This window comes from Nonomuraea sp. NPDC052129 (assembly GCF_040680095.1).
Taxonomy (GTDB): Bacteria; Actinomycetota; Actinomycetes; order Streptosporangiales; family Streptosporangiaceae; genus Nonomuraea.
Genome location: NZ_JBFAVX010000052.1, coordinates 53,546 through 67,619, shown reverse-complemented (window position 1 = coordinate 67,619; position 14,074 = coordinate 53,546). Strand labels below are relative to the sequence as shown.

Annotated in this window: 11 protein-coding genes; 6 read left to right on the top strand and 5 right to left on the bottom strand. The window is 69.4% G+C overall.

The window, feature by feature from the left end; translation table 11 throughout:
* The first annotated feature begins 380 nt into the window (after positions 1-380).
* Both AB0L53_RS55955 and mgrA read left to right on the top strand, forming a co-directional pair.
* Positions 381-2,444: a S9 family peptidase gene (locus tag AB0L53_RS55955; protein ID WP_364014188.1), complete on the top strand. Its 2,064-nt coding sequence runs from the start codon at positions 381-383 to the stop codon at positions 2,442-2,444.
* Positions 2,441-3,439 (top strand): L-glyceraldehyde 3-phosphate reductase, encoded by a 999-nt coding sequence (gene mgrA / locus AB0L53_RS55950; RefSeq protein WP_364014185.1) that lies wholly within the window; start codon positions 2,441-2,443, stop codon positions 3,437-3,439. Before AB0L53_RS55955 ends, mgrA begins: the two co-directional genes overlap by 4 nt.
* Here the strand turns inward: mgrA and AB0L53_RS55945 are convergent.
* A complete protein-coding gene (locus AB0L53_RS55945; protein WP_364014182.1) occupies positions 3,408-5,843 on the bottom strand; it encodes a lysylphosphatidylglycerol synthase transmembrane domain-containing protein in 2,436 nt (811 codons plus the stop codon). The two genes, mgrA and AB0L53_RS55945, sit on opposite strands and share 32 nt — an antisense overlap.
* A 174-nt stretch (positions 5,844-6,017) precedes the next feature.
* Between AB0L53_RS55945 and AB0L53_RS55940 the strand changes: the two genes are divergently transcribed.
* Positions 6,018-7,997 (top strand): molybdopterin oxidoreductase family protein, encoded by a 1,980-nt coding sequence (locus tag AB0L53_RS55940; RefSeq protein ID WP_364014179.1) that lies wholly within the window; start codon positions 6,018-6,020, stop codon positions 7,995-7,997.
* Here the strand turns inward: AB0L53_RS55940 and AB0L53_RS55935 are convergent.
* Positions 7,975-8,745, bottom strand: coding sequence for a hypothetical protein (locus AB0L53_RS55935; protein ID WP_364014176.1), 771 nt, complete (start codon positions 8,743-8,745; stop codon positions 7,975-7,977). The genes AB0L53_RS55940 and AB0L53_RS55935 overlap by 23 nt on opposite strands.
* Before the next feature lie 67 nt (positions 8,746-8,812).
* On the opposite strand from AB0L53_RS55935, the gene AB0L53_RS55930 reads away from it, so the two are divergent.
* Positions 8,813-9,361: a PadR family transcriptional regulator gene (locus AB0L53_RS55930; RefSeq protein WP_364014173.1), complete on the top strand. Its 549-nt coding sequence runs from the start codon at positions 8,813-8,815 to the stop codon at positions 9,359-9,361.
* Here the strand turns inward: AB0L53_RS55930 and AB0L53_RS55925 are convergent.
* The gene (locus AB0L53_RS55925; protein WP_364014170.1) at positions 9,334-9,798 is read right to left on the bottom strand and encodes a GNAT family N-acetyltransferase; all 465 of its coding nucleotides are present in this window, start codon (positions 9,796-9,798) and stop codon (positions 9,334-9,336) included. The two genes, AB0L53_RS55930 and AB0L53_RS55925, sit on opposite strands and share 28 nt — an antisense overlap.
* An 84-nt stretch (positions 9,799-9,882) precedes the next feature.
* On the opposite strand from AB0L53_RS55925, the gene AB0L53_RS55920 reads away from it, so the two are divergent.
* Positions 9,883-10,332 (top strand): hypothetical protein, encoded by a 450-nt coding sequence (locus tag AB0L53_RS55920; RefSeq protein WP_358554833.1) that lies wholly within the window; start codon positions 9,883-9,885, stop codon positions 10,330-10,332.
* Here the strand turns inward: AB0L53_RS55920 and AB0L53_RS55915 are convergent.
* Entirely contained in the window at positions 10,298-11,215 is a 918-nt protein-coding gene (locus tag AB0L53_RS55915) for a zinc-binding dehydrogenase (RefSeq protein ID WP_364014167.1), read from the bottom strand. The two genes, AB0L53_RS55920 and AB0L53_RS55915, sit on opposite strands and share 35 nt — an antisense overlap.
* Positions 11,216-11,291: 76 nt before the next feature.
* Entirely contained in the window at positions 11,292-12,101 is an 810-nt protein-coding gene (locus tag AB0L53_RS55910) for a methyltransferase domain-containing protein (protein ID WP_364014165.1), read from the bottom strand.
* A 91-nt stretch (positions 12,102-12,192) separates the two neighbouring features.
* On the opposite strand from AB0L53_RS55910, the gene AB0L53_RS55905 reads away from it, so the two are divergent.
* A complete protein-coding gene (locus AB0L53_RS55905) occupies positions 12,193-13,998 on the top strand; it encodes an acyl-CoA dehydrogenase (RefSeq protein WP_364014162.1) in 1,806 nt (601 codons plus the stop codon).
* Positions 13,999-14,074 lie beyond the last annotated feature (76 nt).

Genomic DNA, 14,074 nt, shown 5'->3' with positions numbered 1-14,074 from the left:
GGTTGTGCATCATGCACTGGCTTTTAACACACTGTTGAGTTCTCAAGAAACGGACGCGTACTCCCCAACCTGCGAGAGGCGCACATTTCGTTTTCCGTTGTGTCTCTATTCTTTCACCAGTCCGTTTTTGTGTCAAATTGACCGGACTTGCTTGGAATTTCGACCGCCTCTTCAATTTACCATCCCGTAGACCGGGTAGCGAATCGAAGCGACTGCCACCAAGCACAACACAACCCACGTCAAAGCCACCGGAGTGGAGGAGGTTGGTTGCGCCGCACCTGGCGACTTCTAAAGATTAGCAGCGCCCCCGACCACTCGAGACGCCTTCACTCCGATCGGAGGCCACAGAACGATCACGGCCCGGAACATAGACTCCCCACGTGAGTAGCAAAACACCGCCGCTGGCGAAGAAGTCACCGACTGAGCGCACCCATCACGGCGACACCGTGATCGACGAGTACGCCTGGCTCACCAATAAGGACGATCCCGACACGATCGCCTACCTGGAGGCGGAGAACGCGTTCCTCCAGGAGCAGACCGCTCACCTCGGCGATCTCCAGGAGCAGGTCTTCCAGGAGATCAAGGGCCGTACCCAGGAGACCGACCTGTCGGTGCCGAGCCGCAAGGGCGAGTGGTGGTACTTCAGCCGGACGGAGGAGGGCAAGCAGTACGCCGTCTCCTGCCGCGTGCCCGCCGACGGCGAGACCCCGCCCGCGGTCACCCCTGGCCAGCGCCTCGACCGGGAGCAGGTCATCCTCGACGGCAACGAGCTGGCGGGCGAGAGCGCGTTCTTCTCTGTGGGCACCAGCGCCATCACGCCCGACGGGAAGATGCTGGCCTACTCCACCGACTACAAGGGTGACGAGCGCTTCACCCTGAGGTTCAAGAGCCTGGAGACCGGCGAGCCGCTCGACGACGAGATCGAGAACGTCTTCTACGGTGGCGCCTGGTCGGCCGACGGGTCGGCGTTCTTCTACACGCGCGTCGACGACGCCTGGCGTCCCTTCCAGGTCTACCGGCACACGCTCGGCTCGCCGGACGACGTGCTGGTCTACGAGGAGAGCGACGAGCGCTACTGGGTCGGGATCGGGCTCACCCGCAGCGAGAAGTACCTCGTGCTCGGCGCCGGGAGCAAGATCACCAGCGAGGTGCGCATCCTCGACGCCGCCGACCCGACGGGCGAGTTCCAGGTCGTCCGGCCCAGGAAGGCCGGTGTCGAGTACGGCATCGAGCACGCCGGCGACTTCTTCTACGTGCTCCACAACGAGAACGCCGAGAACTTCGAGCTGGCCACCGCCCCGCTCGACGCTCCCGGCACCTGGACACCGGTGATCGCCCACAGCACGGACACCAGGCTCCTGGAGATCGACGCGTTCGAAGGCCACGCCGTCGTCCACTTCCGCCGCGACGGGCTGACCGGCATCCGCGTCCTCCCGTACAGGGGCGGCAAAGACGGGGGCGACGAGTACGAGATCGAGTTCCCCGAGCCCCTCTACGACGTCGGTCCGGCGGGCAACCCGGAGTTCAGCACCGGCAGGCTCCGGCTCGCCTACACCAGCATGATCACCCCGGCCAGCGTCTACGACTATGACCTGGCCACCCACGAGCTGATCCTGCTCAAGCAGCGCCCCGTCCTGGGTGGTTACGACCCGGCCGACTACGAGCAGTTCCGCGAGTGGGCCACTGCCGAGGACGGCACCCGGGTCCCAATCTCCCTGGTCAAGCGCAAGGACACCGCCAAGCCCGCCCCCACCGTCCTGTACGGCTACGGCAGCTACGAGACCTCCATCGACCCCGGTTTCTCGGTCCCCAGGCTGTCCCTGCTCGACCGCGGTTTCATCTTCGCCGTGGCGCACATCAGGGGCGGCGGCGAAATGGGCCGTCGCTGGTACGAGGAGGGCAAGCTCACCAGGAAGAAGAACACCTTCACCGACTTCGTCGCGGCGGCCAGGCACCTGAAGGCGTCGGGCTGGAGCGAGCGGATCGTCGCCAGGGGCGGCTCGGCCGGCGGCCTGCTGATGGGCGCGGTGACGAACCTGGCGCCGGAGGAGTTCGCGGGCGTGGTGGCCGAGGTGCCGTTCGTCGACGCGCTCAACACGATCCTCGACCCGTCGCTGCCGCTGACCGTGATCGAATGGGACGAGTGGGGCGATCCCCTGCACAACGCCGACGTCTACGCCTACATGAAGAGCTACACACCGTACGAGAACGTGGACGATCGCCCGTACCCACCGATTCTCGCGATCACCAGCCTGAACGACACCCGGGTGCTCTACCACGAGCCCGCGAAGTGGATCGCTAGGCTGCGGGCCACGGCCGGTGGCGGCCCGTTCCTGCTCAAGACGGAGATGGGCGCGGGTCACGGCGGCCGGAGCGGGCGCTATGACGTTTGGCGCGAAGAGGCCTTCGCGCTCTCCTGGATCATCGAGAGAGGCACCTCATGACCTACCAGCCGGACGACGACCGCTACGAGCGCCAGCCGTACAACCGCAGCGGGCGCAGCGGTCTGAAGCTGCCTGCCGTCTCGCTCGGTCTCTGGCACAACTTCGGCGACAACCGGCCGATCGACAACTCGCGGGCCATCCTGCGGCGGGCGTTCGACCTGGGTGTCACGCACTTCGACCTGGCCAACAACTACGGCGTGCCGTACGGCTCGGCGGAGCGCAACTTCGGCGGGATCTTCCGCGAGGACTTCACCCGCTACCGGGACGAGCTGCTCATCTCCACCAAGGCCGGCTACGACATGTGGCCGGGGCCGTACGGCGAGTGGGGTTCGCGCAAATACGTGCTCGCCAGCCTCGACCAGTCGCTGGAGCGGATGGGGCTCGACTACGTCGACATCTTCTACAGCCACCGGCCCGATCCCGAGACGCCGCTGGAGGAGACGATGGGGGCGCTGGACCGGGCGGTGCGCTCGGGCAAGGCGCTGTACGCGGGGATCTCCAACTACTCCGCCGAGCAGACGGCGCAGGCCGCGCGGATCATGCGGGGGCTGGGCACGCCGCTGCTCATCCACCAGCCGTCCTACTCGATGATCAACCGCTGGATCGAGGACGGGCTGCTCGACGTGCTGGAGGAGGAGGGCATGGGGTGCATCGTCTACTCACCGCTCGCCCAGGGGCTGCTGACCGACCGCTATCTCGACGGCGTCCCCGACGACTCACGGGCGGCGACCAGCCGGTTCCTGAGCGCCGACCGGATCGACCGCGACCTGGCGCGCGACCTCAACGAGATCGCCAAGACGCGCGGCCAGTCGCTGGCGCAGATGGCGCTGTCGTGGGCTATCAGGGATTCGCGGGTGACCAGCGTGCTGATCGGCGCGAGCAGCGTGAAGCAGTTGGAGGACAACGTGGCCTGCGTCGACGGGCCGGCGTTCACTCAGGACGAGCTCGACGCCATCGACAAGGTCATAGAGCTTCGTGCCGCTGGAGGTAGGTGAAGGACGCCCAGCCGGGCAGCACCGGCAGCCAGAACGTGAGCAGCCGGTGCAGCAGGACGGCCGACGTGGCCAGCTCGGCGGGCAGCCCGGCCACGGTCAGGCCCACGGTGAGCGACGCCTCGACCGCGCCCAGGCCACCAGGTGTGGGCGCGGCCGAGCCGATCGCGTTGGCCGTGAGGTAGACGACGGCGACGGCGGTGAAGCTGAGGTCGCCGCCGAAGGCCTCGACGCAGGCGTCGAGGCAGACGACGAAGGCGATCGTGATCATCAGGGTGCCGACGCAGGCCTCGATCATCTTGCGCGGCGACTGCAGCACGTCGAGCAGCCTGGGCAGCACGTTGGCGAACAGCTTGTGCATCCGCCCGGTGATGAACCGGCGCAGCGGCGGCACCCCGAACAGCACCACGACCAGCACCGCGACCGACAGCATCACCACGACCAGCCCCCGCGACGGGCTGAACGCGGTGGCGGTGTTGGACCCGGTGATGTAGGCGAACAGCAGCAGCAGCGCGATGTGGAAGACCATCATGCTGAGCTGCGAGGCGCCGACGCTGGCCACCGCGAGCGCGGGCGAGATGCCGCGCTTCTGCAGGTAACGCGTGTTGATCGCGACGCCGCCGACTGCGGCGGGCGTGACGAGCTTGACGAACGAGGCCGCGAACTGGACCAGGACCGTGCGCCAGAGCGGTAGATGCTCGGGTACGAAGCCCCTCAGCATCAGCGCGGCGGCCACGAAACTGACGAACGAGGCGGCCAACGCCAGCACCGACCAGGCCCAGTTGGCGGTGGTCACCACGTGCACGACGTTGACCTGGCTGAGCTGCGACAGCAGGAAGTACGCGGCCAGCGTGCTGGCGATCATCGTGACCAGCGTGCGCGGCCGGAACCGCTCCAGCCGGATCTCCTCGACCTTGCCCTGCGGTTTGAGCGCCACAATGTGCTCGCGCAGCTCGCCGAGCACGCCCTTGTCCTTCGACAGCGCCGCGCGGGTCTCGCGGGTGAGGGCGATGCGCTGGAGCAGCGGCATCGCGGCGGCCAGCGCGTCGGACCCCATGACGGCGGCGGCGGCCCGCACGGAGCGCTCGGCGCCGACGCGCAGCGCCAGATAGGTGAGCAGCTGCGCGACGTCGAGCCGGAGCAGCAGGTCGCCGGCCGCGATCTCGCCGCTGCGGGCGTCGGTGAGCACGACCCGGCCGGCCGGGTCGAGGTGGATGCTGTCGCCGGTCAGCCGCCGGTGGGCGAGCCGCTGGATCTGCAGCAGCGCGACCTGCTCCCAGATCTGGGCGAGCAGGGCGTCGTCGATGTCGGCGTCGGGCACGTCGTCGAGCGGGCGGGTGTCGAGGTGCTCGTAGGCGAGCAGCGCGGCCTCGGTGCCGATCTCGCTGGTGCCGAGCAGGCGCGGGGTGCTCGCGCCCGCCGCCTGCGCGGCGTAGGCCATGAGCGCCTCGCGCTCCAGCTCGGCGCGGAGCGACCTGATCGCCCGGCGCCTGGTCTCCGAGTTGAGCCGGATCCGCCGCCAGAGCCGGTACGGCAGGCCGGCGACCTGCCGGTCGCGGTCGAGCACGGTGACGTCGAGGCTGCTGCCGTCCTTGAGCCCGATGGCGTAGCGGCGGCTGCCCTGGTGATCGTCCTCGATGCGGCGGGCCGACTGTGGGGAGAAGGAGAGCTTGCGGAGCGCGGCGACGACCGCGTTGCCGGGCGGCCGGGTGTTGGGGCTGCCCACGCCGTACAGGGTGCCGTAGCCCACGGCCATGCCGACCAGGACGGGCACGATCGCGCCCGGCAGCGTGATCTGCCTGCCGGAGAAGAGCGCGAAGATGTCGAGCGCGATCACCGTCCACATGAGCATGCGCCAGGTGGGGCGGCGCGAGATGCGTACGGCGGTGGCGTAGGCGACCACCGAGGTGAGCAGCGTGTTGAGCGGCTCGATGGAGCGCCCGCCGGTCAGCAGCATGCGCAGGTCCTCGACGCTGCCCCCGATCAGCCACTGGCCGAGCAGGAACGAGCCGACCATGCCGATGATCGCGGCGATCAGGCCCTCGGCCACGCGGAGGCCGTCGCGGTGGAAGACGCGCTCGACGGCGAAGGCCACCGGCACGATGAGCACGGCCGCGCCGCCGAGGAATGTCGCCACGCGGCTGAGCAGATCGGGAACGAGGGTGGTGCCTTCTTTGACGTCCGCTTCGAGCCCGTTGAGGGTCTGCTTGGCGACCAGGGCGATGAGAACGACCGCGGCGAGCACGAGCAGCGTGGTGAGGAAGCGCAGCAGGTCGGAGGGCCGGCGCAGGCGCTGGGGCAGCAGCGGCTCGACTACATAGACGTCCGTGTCAGCGCGCGCTTCGGCCACGGCTGGATCCCCCTCCGCGAGGTCCTCCGCGTCATCACGTTCCCTGATTTCGGCCACCGACAGAGATTCTGCACCTTCCCGACCGACCGTACGATCTTTGGGCCCCTTCAATCCTTCACCATTGATTTCTACCGCGCGTCGGGGCATTCCGTGGCTCCCCTAATGCCTGGCGGAGCGACACGTAAGCTGTGTCGCATGTCGGGTGAGTTGCGAGTTTTGGGGGCATGTCCATTGGACTGCCCTGATACCTGCTCTTGGATCGTCACGGTCGAAGACGGCAAGGCCGTGAAGATGCGCGGCAACCCGGAGCAGCCTTACACCCGGGGCGCGCTCTGCGTGAAGGTCAACCGGTATCTGGAGCATACCCAGGCCGACGACCGCATCCTTTACCCGCTGCGCCGTACCGGGCCCAAGGGGTCGGGCGAGTTCGAGCGCATCTCCTGGGAGGAGGCGTTCGACGAGATCGCCTTCAGGCTGCGGAACATCATCGACGAGCACGGCGGCGAGGCCATCTGGCCGTACGTGGGGACGGGTTCGCTCGGCTACATCCAGGGCTGCGAGGGCGTCGCCGGGCGCCGGTTCTGGAACATGCTGGGCGCCTCCAAGCACTGGCTGAACATCTGCGCCACGGCCGGCGGCGCCGGGTTGAGCCTGACCAACGGCACACCCGCCGGCATGGACCCCGAGGACCTCGCGCTGTCCAGGCTGATCCTGCTGTGGGGCACGAACACGCTGACCAGCGGGCACCACCTGTGGAAGTTCGTCCAGGACGCCCGCGCGGCCGGCGCGTACGTGGTGGCCATCGACCCGATCCGCACCAGGACCGCCGACCAGGCGGACCGGCACCTGGCGATCCGGCCGGGCACCGACGCCGTGCTCGCGCTGGCCCTGCTGAACGTGGTGCTCGCCCAGGGCGCCCAGGACGAGGAGTTCCTCGCCGAGCACACCCAGGGCTGGGAGTCCTTCCGTGAGGAGATCCTGGCCTACCCCGTCGAGCGGGCGGCCGAGATCACCGGCATCCCGGCCGCCGACATCCGCGAGCTGGGCACGCGGCTCGCGCACACCCGGCCGACCGCGATCCGGACCACGATGGGCATCCAGCGGCACGCCGGCGGCGGCACCGCGCTGCGGACGATCGCCGCGATCCCCGGCGTGACCGGCGACTGGCGCCACCCGGGCGGCGGCGTGGCCTACTCCACCAGCGGCCACGTGCATCTCGACATCGACAAGCGCGACGACCTGCTGGCCAAGCCGGTCCGTACGCTGACCATGACGCGGCTGGCCTCCGAGCTGGACTCGGTGAAGTGCCTCTGGGTGTACGCCGCCAACCCGGTCGGCTCGACCCCAGACGCCAACCGGATCCGGCGGCAGCTGGCCCGCGAGGACCTGTTCACGGTGGTCATGGAGCAGTTCCCCACCGACACGGTCGACTACGCCGACATCGTGCTTCCCGCGACCATGCAGACCGAGCACATGGATCTGCACGCCGGGTACGGCCACCTCTACCTGCTCTGGAACGAGCCCGCCGTGGCACCGCCGGGCGAGTGCCTGTCCACCACCGAGACGTTCCGCCGCCTGGCCGCCCACATGGGGATGACGGAGCCGTCGCTGTACCACTCCGATCTGGAGCTGGCCGAGCAGCTGCTGAGCAGCGGCCACCCGTCGCTGGAGGGCGTCACGCTGGACCGGCTGCGCAAGGAGGGATGGGTGCGGATGAACTACCCCCAGCCGTTCACCCCCTTCGCCGACGGCTTCCCCACCGCGTCGGGCCGGCTCCGCTTCCCTCCGCGCGGCAAGGCGTACGTCCAACCTCATTCCGTGCGTACGGCCGGCGACTCGCCATACCCACTGACCCTGGTGACGCCGGCGGCGCACACCTTCCTCAACACGATCTTCGGCAACAACCCGGAGCTCAGGCGCCGGGCCAAGGAGCCCGTGGTGCTGGTCAACCCGGCCGACGCCGAGGCGCGCGGGCTGGTGAGCGGGCAGCGGGTGCGGGTGCACAACGCGAGCGGCGAGTTCCTGGCCGACGTCGAGGTGAGCGACCGGGTGGCGCGCGGCGTGGTGGCCTCGCCCAAGGGCCGCTGGCCCAAGCACAGCCCCGGCGGCGCGAACGCCAACGCGGTCGTGGCCGAACGCGACGCCGACATGGGCAGGGGTCCCGCCTACCATGACAACCTGGTCGAGGTCAGCCCTTGTGCCGATCCATGAAGTGCCGATCCATGAAGTGCCGGTCCATGAAGGCGATGATCCGGTCGAGCACCTCGGGGCCGTGAGGGCTGCCGAACAGCGCTGAGGCGTGCAGGCTCTCGCCCTTGATGACGTGGAGCTCGTTGTCGGGGGCCTTGGTGGCGGCGTCGTGAGTGCGCTGGAGGTCCTTGGCGCCGCCGTACGCGTCGTTCTCGCTGCCGATCTGGAGCAGCGGGGCCGTCAGCTTGGCCGCCTCGCCCTCGGCGACCGCGCCCGACAGGGCGACCACCCCGGCCACCCGGGAGCCCAGCCGCTCCGCCGCCGGGACGGAGGCGGTCGCGCCTATGGAGCCGCCGACCAGGAACAGGCGCCGCACGCCCTTCTCCTTGGACAGGCGCTCGGCCATGGCGACCGTCACCTCGTCGGGGTATTCGCTGCTCTTCCTGGCGTACAGCAGGACACGGTAGCCGGCCGCGACCAGGCGGTCGGAGAGCGGGCGCCAGGTGCAGACGTTGCCGTTGCGCTCGTATGTGATCACCACGCCGACCGTGCCCTTGCCGGTGATGACGCCGGGCAGGTCGTCGCCGTAGGTGAAGATCTTGCCGTCCGCGCTGGTGAAGCAGCCGGAGACGTTGGGGCCGGAGACGTTAGGAGTGGTGGCCTTCGCCACCGGTGTAGGCGGGATGGCGGGCGCGGTCGTGGTGCTGACCGCGCCTCCGCAGGCGGTCAGCACCAGAACAAGCCCGATCGAACCGATGATCGCGCGCATCGCCGCCCCTTCACCACACTATGTCTGAAGTGACATAGTCGTTGGTGACAATACCCTTGGCGGCACCATGACCTCAACGCTGGGATTCGCGATCCTCGCCGTGCTGGCTCGCGGCGACCGCACCGGATACGACATCGCCGCGGCCATGCGGCGGCCCATCGGCTTCTTCTGGACCGCCGGGCACAGCCAGATCCACGCCGAGTTGCAGAAGCTGCTGGCCGCCGGGCTGGTCGGCTACGAGGCCGAACACGGGCCGGGGCCGCAGGACAAGAAGGTCTACCACCTGACGGACGAGGGCTCTGCGGAGCTGCGCGGGTGGGTGACCCGGCCGCCGAAGGAGCGGCCGGAGCGGGATGAGCTGGTGCTCAAGACGTACGCGGCGTGGCTGGCCGAGGCGGGGCTGGTCAGGCGGATGTTCGCCGACCAGCTGGCCGCGCACGAGGCGCGGCTGGCCGAGTACGAACGGGAGGAGGCGGCGTTCGGCGGCCCACCGCCGTTCGGCGATCCGCGCTTCGGCAACTACGCGACGCTGCGGTGCGGCCTGGGATACGAGCGGCACCGCGCCGAGTGGTGCAGGTGGATGATCGATCAGCTGGGCGACAGCGAGAGCTTGTAGCCCTCGTGCGAGGCATCGAAGCCGAGCGAATCGTAGAACCGGTGCGCGTCGGTGCGTGACTTGTCCGAGGTGAGCTGGACGATCGCACAACCCCGAGCCCGCGCCCGGTCGATCGCCCACCGCATCATCTCGCGGCCCAGACCCTGACCCCGGGTGGAGGCGTCGACCCTGACGGCCTCGATCTGACAGCGCTCGGCCCCGAGCCGCGAGAGCCCGGCCAGGTAGGTGAGCTGCATGGTCCCAAGGATCTTGCCGCCGCGCTCGGCGACGATCAGCTCGTCGTAGGGGTTGGCGTCGATCCGGGCGAAGGCCGCCAGATACCGCTCGTCGGCCGGGTCTCCCTCGCGCTTGGTGCCGAGCGGGTCGTCGGCCAGCATCGCCACGACGGCGGGCACGTCGTCGGCGCGGGCCGGGCGGATAATCCAGGTTTCGTCCATGCCCGAATCATGCCCGACAAGTCAGGGAGGGCTCAGGGTAGGTCCCCGATGCGATAAAGGGGTGTCGAAAGGCACTCTGGGGACATGAACGAAATCAGTCGACGCGATGAGGTCTCGCTGTCCGGCGCCGCTCTGCGCGGCGCCCCTTGGAAGACCGCCGCCGTCAGCGGTGGCGCGACGGCCGCGGTCAGCTTCGGGCTGGGTGTGCTTACCGACTCCGCTGGCCTGGTGTGGTCACTCGGTCTGGGGATCAGCGTGTTCGCGCTGGTCGCCGCCATCGGCGCGGTGTCCAAGCCACACGAGGGCGACCGGGTCACGCGCCAGGCGCGTCTGTGGGCGCTGAAGCACCCGTGGAGGTTCGCGCTGCTGCCGGCCGCCATCACGGCGGTCCTGGACTACCCGGTGCAGCTCGTACTCGACGGGGAGGGGGTGTTCGGCTCGGCGTTCCAGTCGGTCTGGCACGGCGCCCTGGTCTATGTGATCGCCGGCGTCCTGACGCTCACGAGGCAGGGACGAGCACGATCTTCCCAGTGACCCGGCGGTTGATCAGGTCGTCCATGGCCCGCCCGGCCTCCTCCAGGGGCCTGGCCTCCGGTGGTGCCGGGTCGATCCCGGGCATCGTGAGAAGCTCCTGGAGCATCAGCCGATTGGCGGCCGCGTGGCTCATCGACCACGCGCCCCAGTCCACCCCCACCACCGCCCGATTACGCAGCAGCACCTGGTTGGCGGGCAGCCGCGGGATGCCGCCCCCGGCGAAGCCGACGACCAGGAGCCGCCCGCCCTCGCGCAGCGAGCGCAGCGCCTCCTCGGACAGTTCGCCCCCCACCGGGTCCACCACCACGTCCACGCCCCAGCGCCTGGCGGCGCCCTTCAGCCCCTCGTAGCCGATGACCTCGTCGGCCCCGGCCCGCGCCGCGCGCTCGCGCTTGTCCGGCGTCGAGGCGGCCGCCAGCACGGCGGCGCCCAGCGCCCTGGCCACCTGGATGGCCGCCAGCCCCACCCCGCCGCCCGCGCCGAGCACCAGTACCCGCTCACCGGACCGCAGCCCGGCGCGCTCCCTGAGCGCGTACATGGCCGTGCAATAGCTCTGCGCGAACACCGCCGCGGTCCGCGGATCGAGGCCCTCCGGCAGGGGTACGGCCTGCGCCTCCGAAATGACGACATGTGTGGCGTAGCCGCCGAGCCCGGTGATGGCGAGAACCCTGCTGCCGTCGGCCAGCCGCCCGGCCACCTCGTACCCCGGAGTGAAGGGCAGCTGCGGCTTGAGCTGGTAGGTGCCGCCGACCATCAGCCCGTCGACGTAGTTGACCCCGGCCGCCTCGACCTCGACCACCACCTGGCCGGGCCCCGCGACGGGATCGGGCCGCTCGACGAGCTCGACCGGCTTGCCGAACGCGGTGCAGACGACTGCCTTCATCCGGACAGCGTCCCCGATAGAACATCATTCTGACAAGCTGGCCAGTCCACCAGATAGTGACTCAGCGCTCTGCTTGTCAGTCCCACCAGATCGTGGTCCAGCGCTCCCGTGGGAGCGGCCACATGCCGAGCTCCAGGGCCGTCGCGCCGACCTCCGCCGAGCGCGCGGGGTCGAGGCAGGCGCGCTGGCAGACGCTGTCGGCCAGGTCCTCCAGGGAGTTGAACCGGTCCAGCGGCGCCTCCCGCTCCTCGACCCGTACGGGGTAGCCGAGCGCGGCCGCCAGTGCCACGCAGTCCTCGGCGACCGGCCGGACCGGGCGGTCCACGTTGTGGAAGTGCTGCCACAGCGGGGCCATCCAGCTCATGGGGTGGCGGTGCGGGAGTTCGATGACGACACGGCGCCTGGCGTGGGCGTTCAGCGCGCGGAGGAAGTCGGCCAGGTCGGGCACGTTGTAGATGACGTGGGCGCAGACCACTACGTCGGCGACCGGCACCTGCTCCGCCACGTCGGGCCAGCGGCCTTCGATCGTGGTGAGCGGGACGCCGAGCTTGTCCGCCCTGAGGGTGAGCTCGTCGAGCATCGCGGCGGAGGTGTCGACCGCGTACAGCATGGAGAACCGGTCGTGCAGCGGCAGTGACGCGGCGCCGGTGCCCGCGCCGACGTCGAGCAGTGTGGCGCCCTCGTCCAGCGCCTCGATGAGGTGCGTGGCGGTCGGCCCGTCGTCGGGCTCGGCGAGCGCCCTGTCGGTGCGCGTGGCGAAGCGCGCCGGGTGATGGCCCCACGGATCGACCGGCGCCTTGGCCATGATCTCGGCGGGGATGGCCCAGGAGTCCAGTCGCTCTCGCCAGCGGGTGGCGAGTTCTTCGGCGTCCATGGAGATGAGCATGCCACGCATATTCACGGTTACTCGCGGGTAGCATTTCGAGTAAGGTTACTGGCCAGTACATAACGCCCCCGGTTCAAGGAGATCGACACTCATGGGCCACTACAAGAGCAACGTCCGTGACCTGGAGTTCAACCTCTTCGAGGTGTTCGGGCGACGCGAGATCCTCGGCACCGGGCCGTATGCCGACATCGACGAATCGGTGGCCCGCGGCATTCTGGAAGAGGTCAACAGACTGGCCACCGGTGTGCTCGCGGACTCCTTCGAGGAGGGCGACCGCCACCCGCCGGTCTTCGACGCCGCCACGAGCTCGGTCACCGTGCCGGAGGGCGTCAAGAAGTCGTTCCGGGCGCTGGTCGACGGTGGCTGGGCGCATCTCGACCTGCCGCGTGAGCTGGGCGGCCCCGGCATCCCCCGGAGCCTGGCCTGGGCCACGGCCGAGATGGTCCTCGGCGCGAACCCGGCCCTCTACATGTACGCCGCCGGCCCCAACTTCGCCTACACGCTGTGGGAGGTCGGCACCGAAGACCAGAAGCGCTTCGCCGAGCTGGCCATCGAGCGCGACTGGGGCGCCACCATGGTACTGACCGAGCCCGACGCGGGCTCCGACGTCGGCGCGGGCCGGGCCAAGGCGATCCGGCAGCCCGACGGGACCTGGCACATCGAGGGCGTCAAGCGCTTCATCACCAGCGCCGAGCACGACATGTCCGAGAACATCTTCCACCTGGTGCTGGCCCGCCCCGAGGGGCACGGACCCGGCACCAAGGGTCTGTCGATGTTCCTGGTGCCCAAGTTCCACGTGGACCTGGAGACGGGTGAGCTGGGCGAGCGCAACGGCGCCTACGTCACCAACGTGGAGAAGAAGATGGGCCTGAAGGTCTCCACGACCTGCGAGCTCACCTTCGGCGACAAGCACCCGGCCATCGGCTGGCTGGTCGGCGACGTGCACGAGGGCATCAGGCAGATGTTCATGGTGATCGAGCACGCCCGCATGATGGTCGGCACCAAGGCCATCGCCACGCTCTCCACCGGCTACCTGAACGCCCTGGAGTACGCCAAGAGCCGCGCCCAGGGCGCCGATCTGACCAGGATGGCCGACAAGTCCGCGCCTCGGGTGCCGATCACGCACCACCCGGACGTACGCCGCGAGCTGATGCTGCAGAAGTCGTACGTCGAGGGCATGCGCGCGCTGGTGCTCTACACGGCCACCTTCCAGGACGCCATCCAGATGGACCCCGGAGACCGGCACGCGCGCGACATGAACGACCTGCTGCTGCCCCTGGTCAAGGGTGTCGGCTCCGAGCGGTCGTACGAGCTGCTCGCCCGGTCCCTGCAGACGCTCGGCGGCTCGGGCTACCTGCAGGACTACCCGATCGAGCAGTACATCCGCGACGCCAAGATCGACTCCCTGTACGAGGGCACCACCGCGATCCAGGGCCTGGACCTGTTCTTCCGCAAGATCCTGCGTAACCAGGGCGCCGCGATCGGCTCGCTGCTGGCCGAGATCAACGCCTTCGCCTCCTCCGACGCCGGCAACGGCCGCCTCAAGGAAGAGCGCAAGCTGCTCGCCGAGGCCGCCGCAGACATCAAGGTCATGGGCGACACGATGGCCGGCTGGGCGCTGGGCGCGCTGGAGACGCCGAGCGAGGTCTACAAGGTCGGGCTCAACACGACCAGGCTGCTGCTCGCCCTGGGCGACCTGGTGATCGGCTGGCTGCTGCTGCGCCAGGCCGAGATCGCGCTGACCCGGCTCGCCGACGGCGAGGACGCGTTCTACCAGGGCAAGGTCGCCGCCGCCTCGTTCTTCGCGACGACCGTGCTGCCCCGCCTGGCCACCGAGCGCCGGGTGCTCACCGCCACCGGCCAGGACCTGATGGACCTGCCGGAGGACGCCTTCTAGATCCGAACAGACCAGCCGCCTCCCGCTGAACGCCCGCTTCACTGTGAAGCGGGCGTTTCTGCTGAGAAACGCACAG

Coding starts and splice junctions, on each gene's coding strand:
- AB0L53_RS55930 (WP_364014173.1), top strand. CDS start 8,813: ATGACCTCAACGCTGGGATTCGCGATCCTCGCCGTGCTGGCTCGCGGC.
- AB0L53_RS55915 (WP_364014167.1), bottom strand. CDS start 11,215: ATGAAGGCAGTCGTCTGCACCGCGTTCGGCAAGCCGGTCGAGCTCGTC.
- AB0L53_RS55905 (WP_364014162.1), top strand. CDS start 12,193: ATGGGCCACTACAAGAGCAACGTCCGTGACCTGGAGTTCAACCTCTTC.
- mgrA (WP_364014185.1), top strand. CDS start 2,441: ATGACCTACCAGCCGGACGACGACCGCTACGAGCGCCAGCCGTACAAC.
- AB0L53_RS55935 (WP_364014176.1), bottom strand. CDS start 8,745: ATGCGCGCGATCATCGGTTCGATCGGGCTTGTTCTGGTGCTGACCGCC.
- AB0L53_RS55910 (WP_364014165.1), bottom strand. CDS start 12,101: ATGCTCATCTCCATGGACGCCGAAGAACTCGCCACCCGCTGGCGAGAG.
- AB0L53_RS55920 (WP_358554833.1), top strand. CDS start 9,883: ATGAACGAAATCAGTCGACGCGATGAGGTCTCGCTGTCCGGCGCCGCT.
- AB0L53_RS55925 (WP_364014170.1), bottom strand. CDS start 9,798: ATGGACGAAACCTGGATTATCCGCCCGGCCCGCGCCGACGACGTGCCC.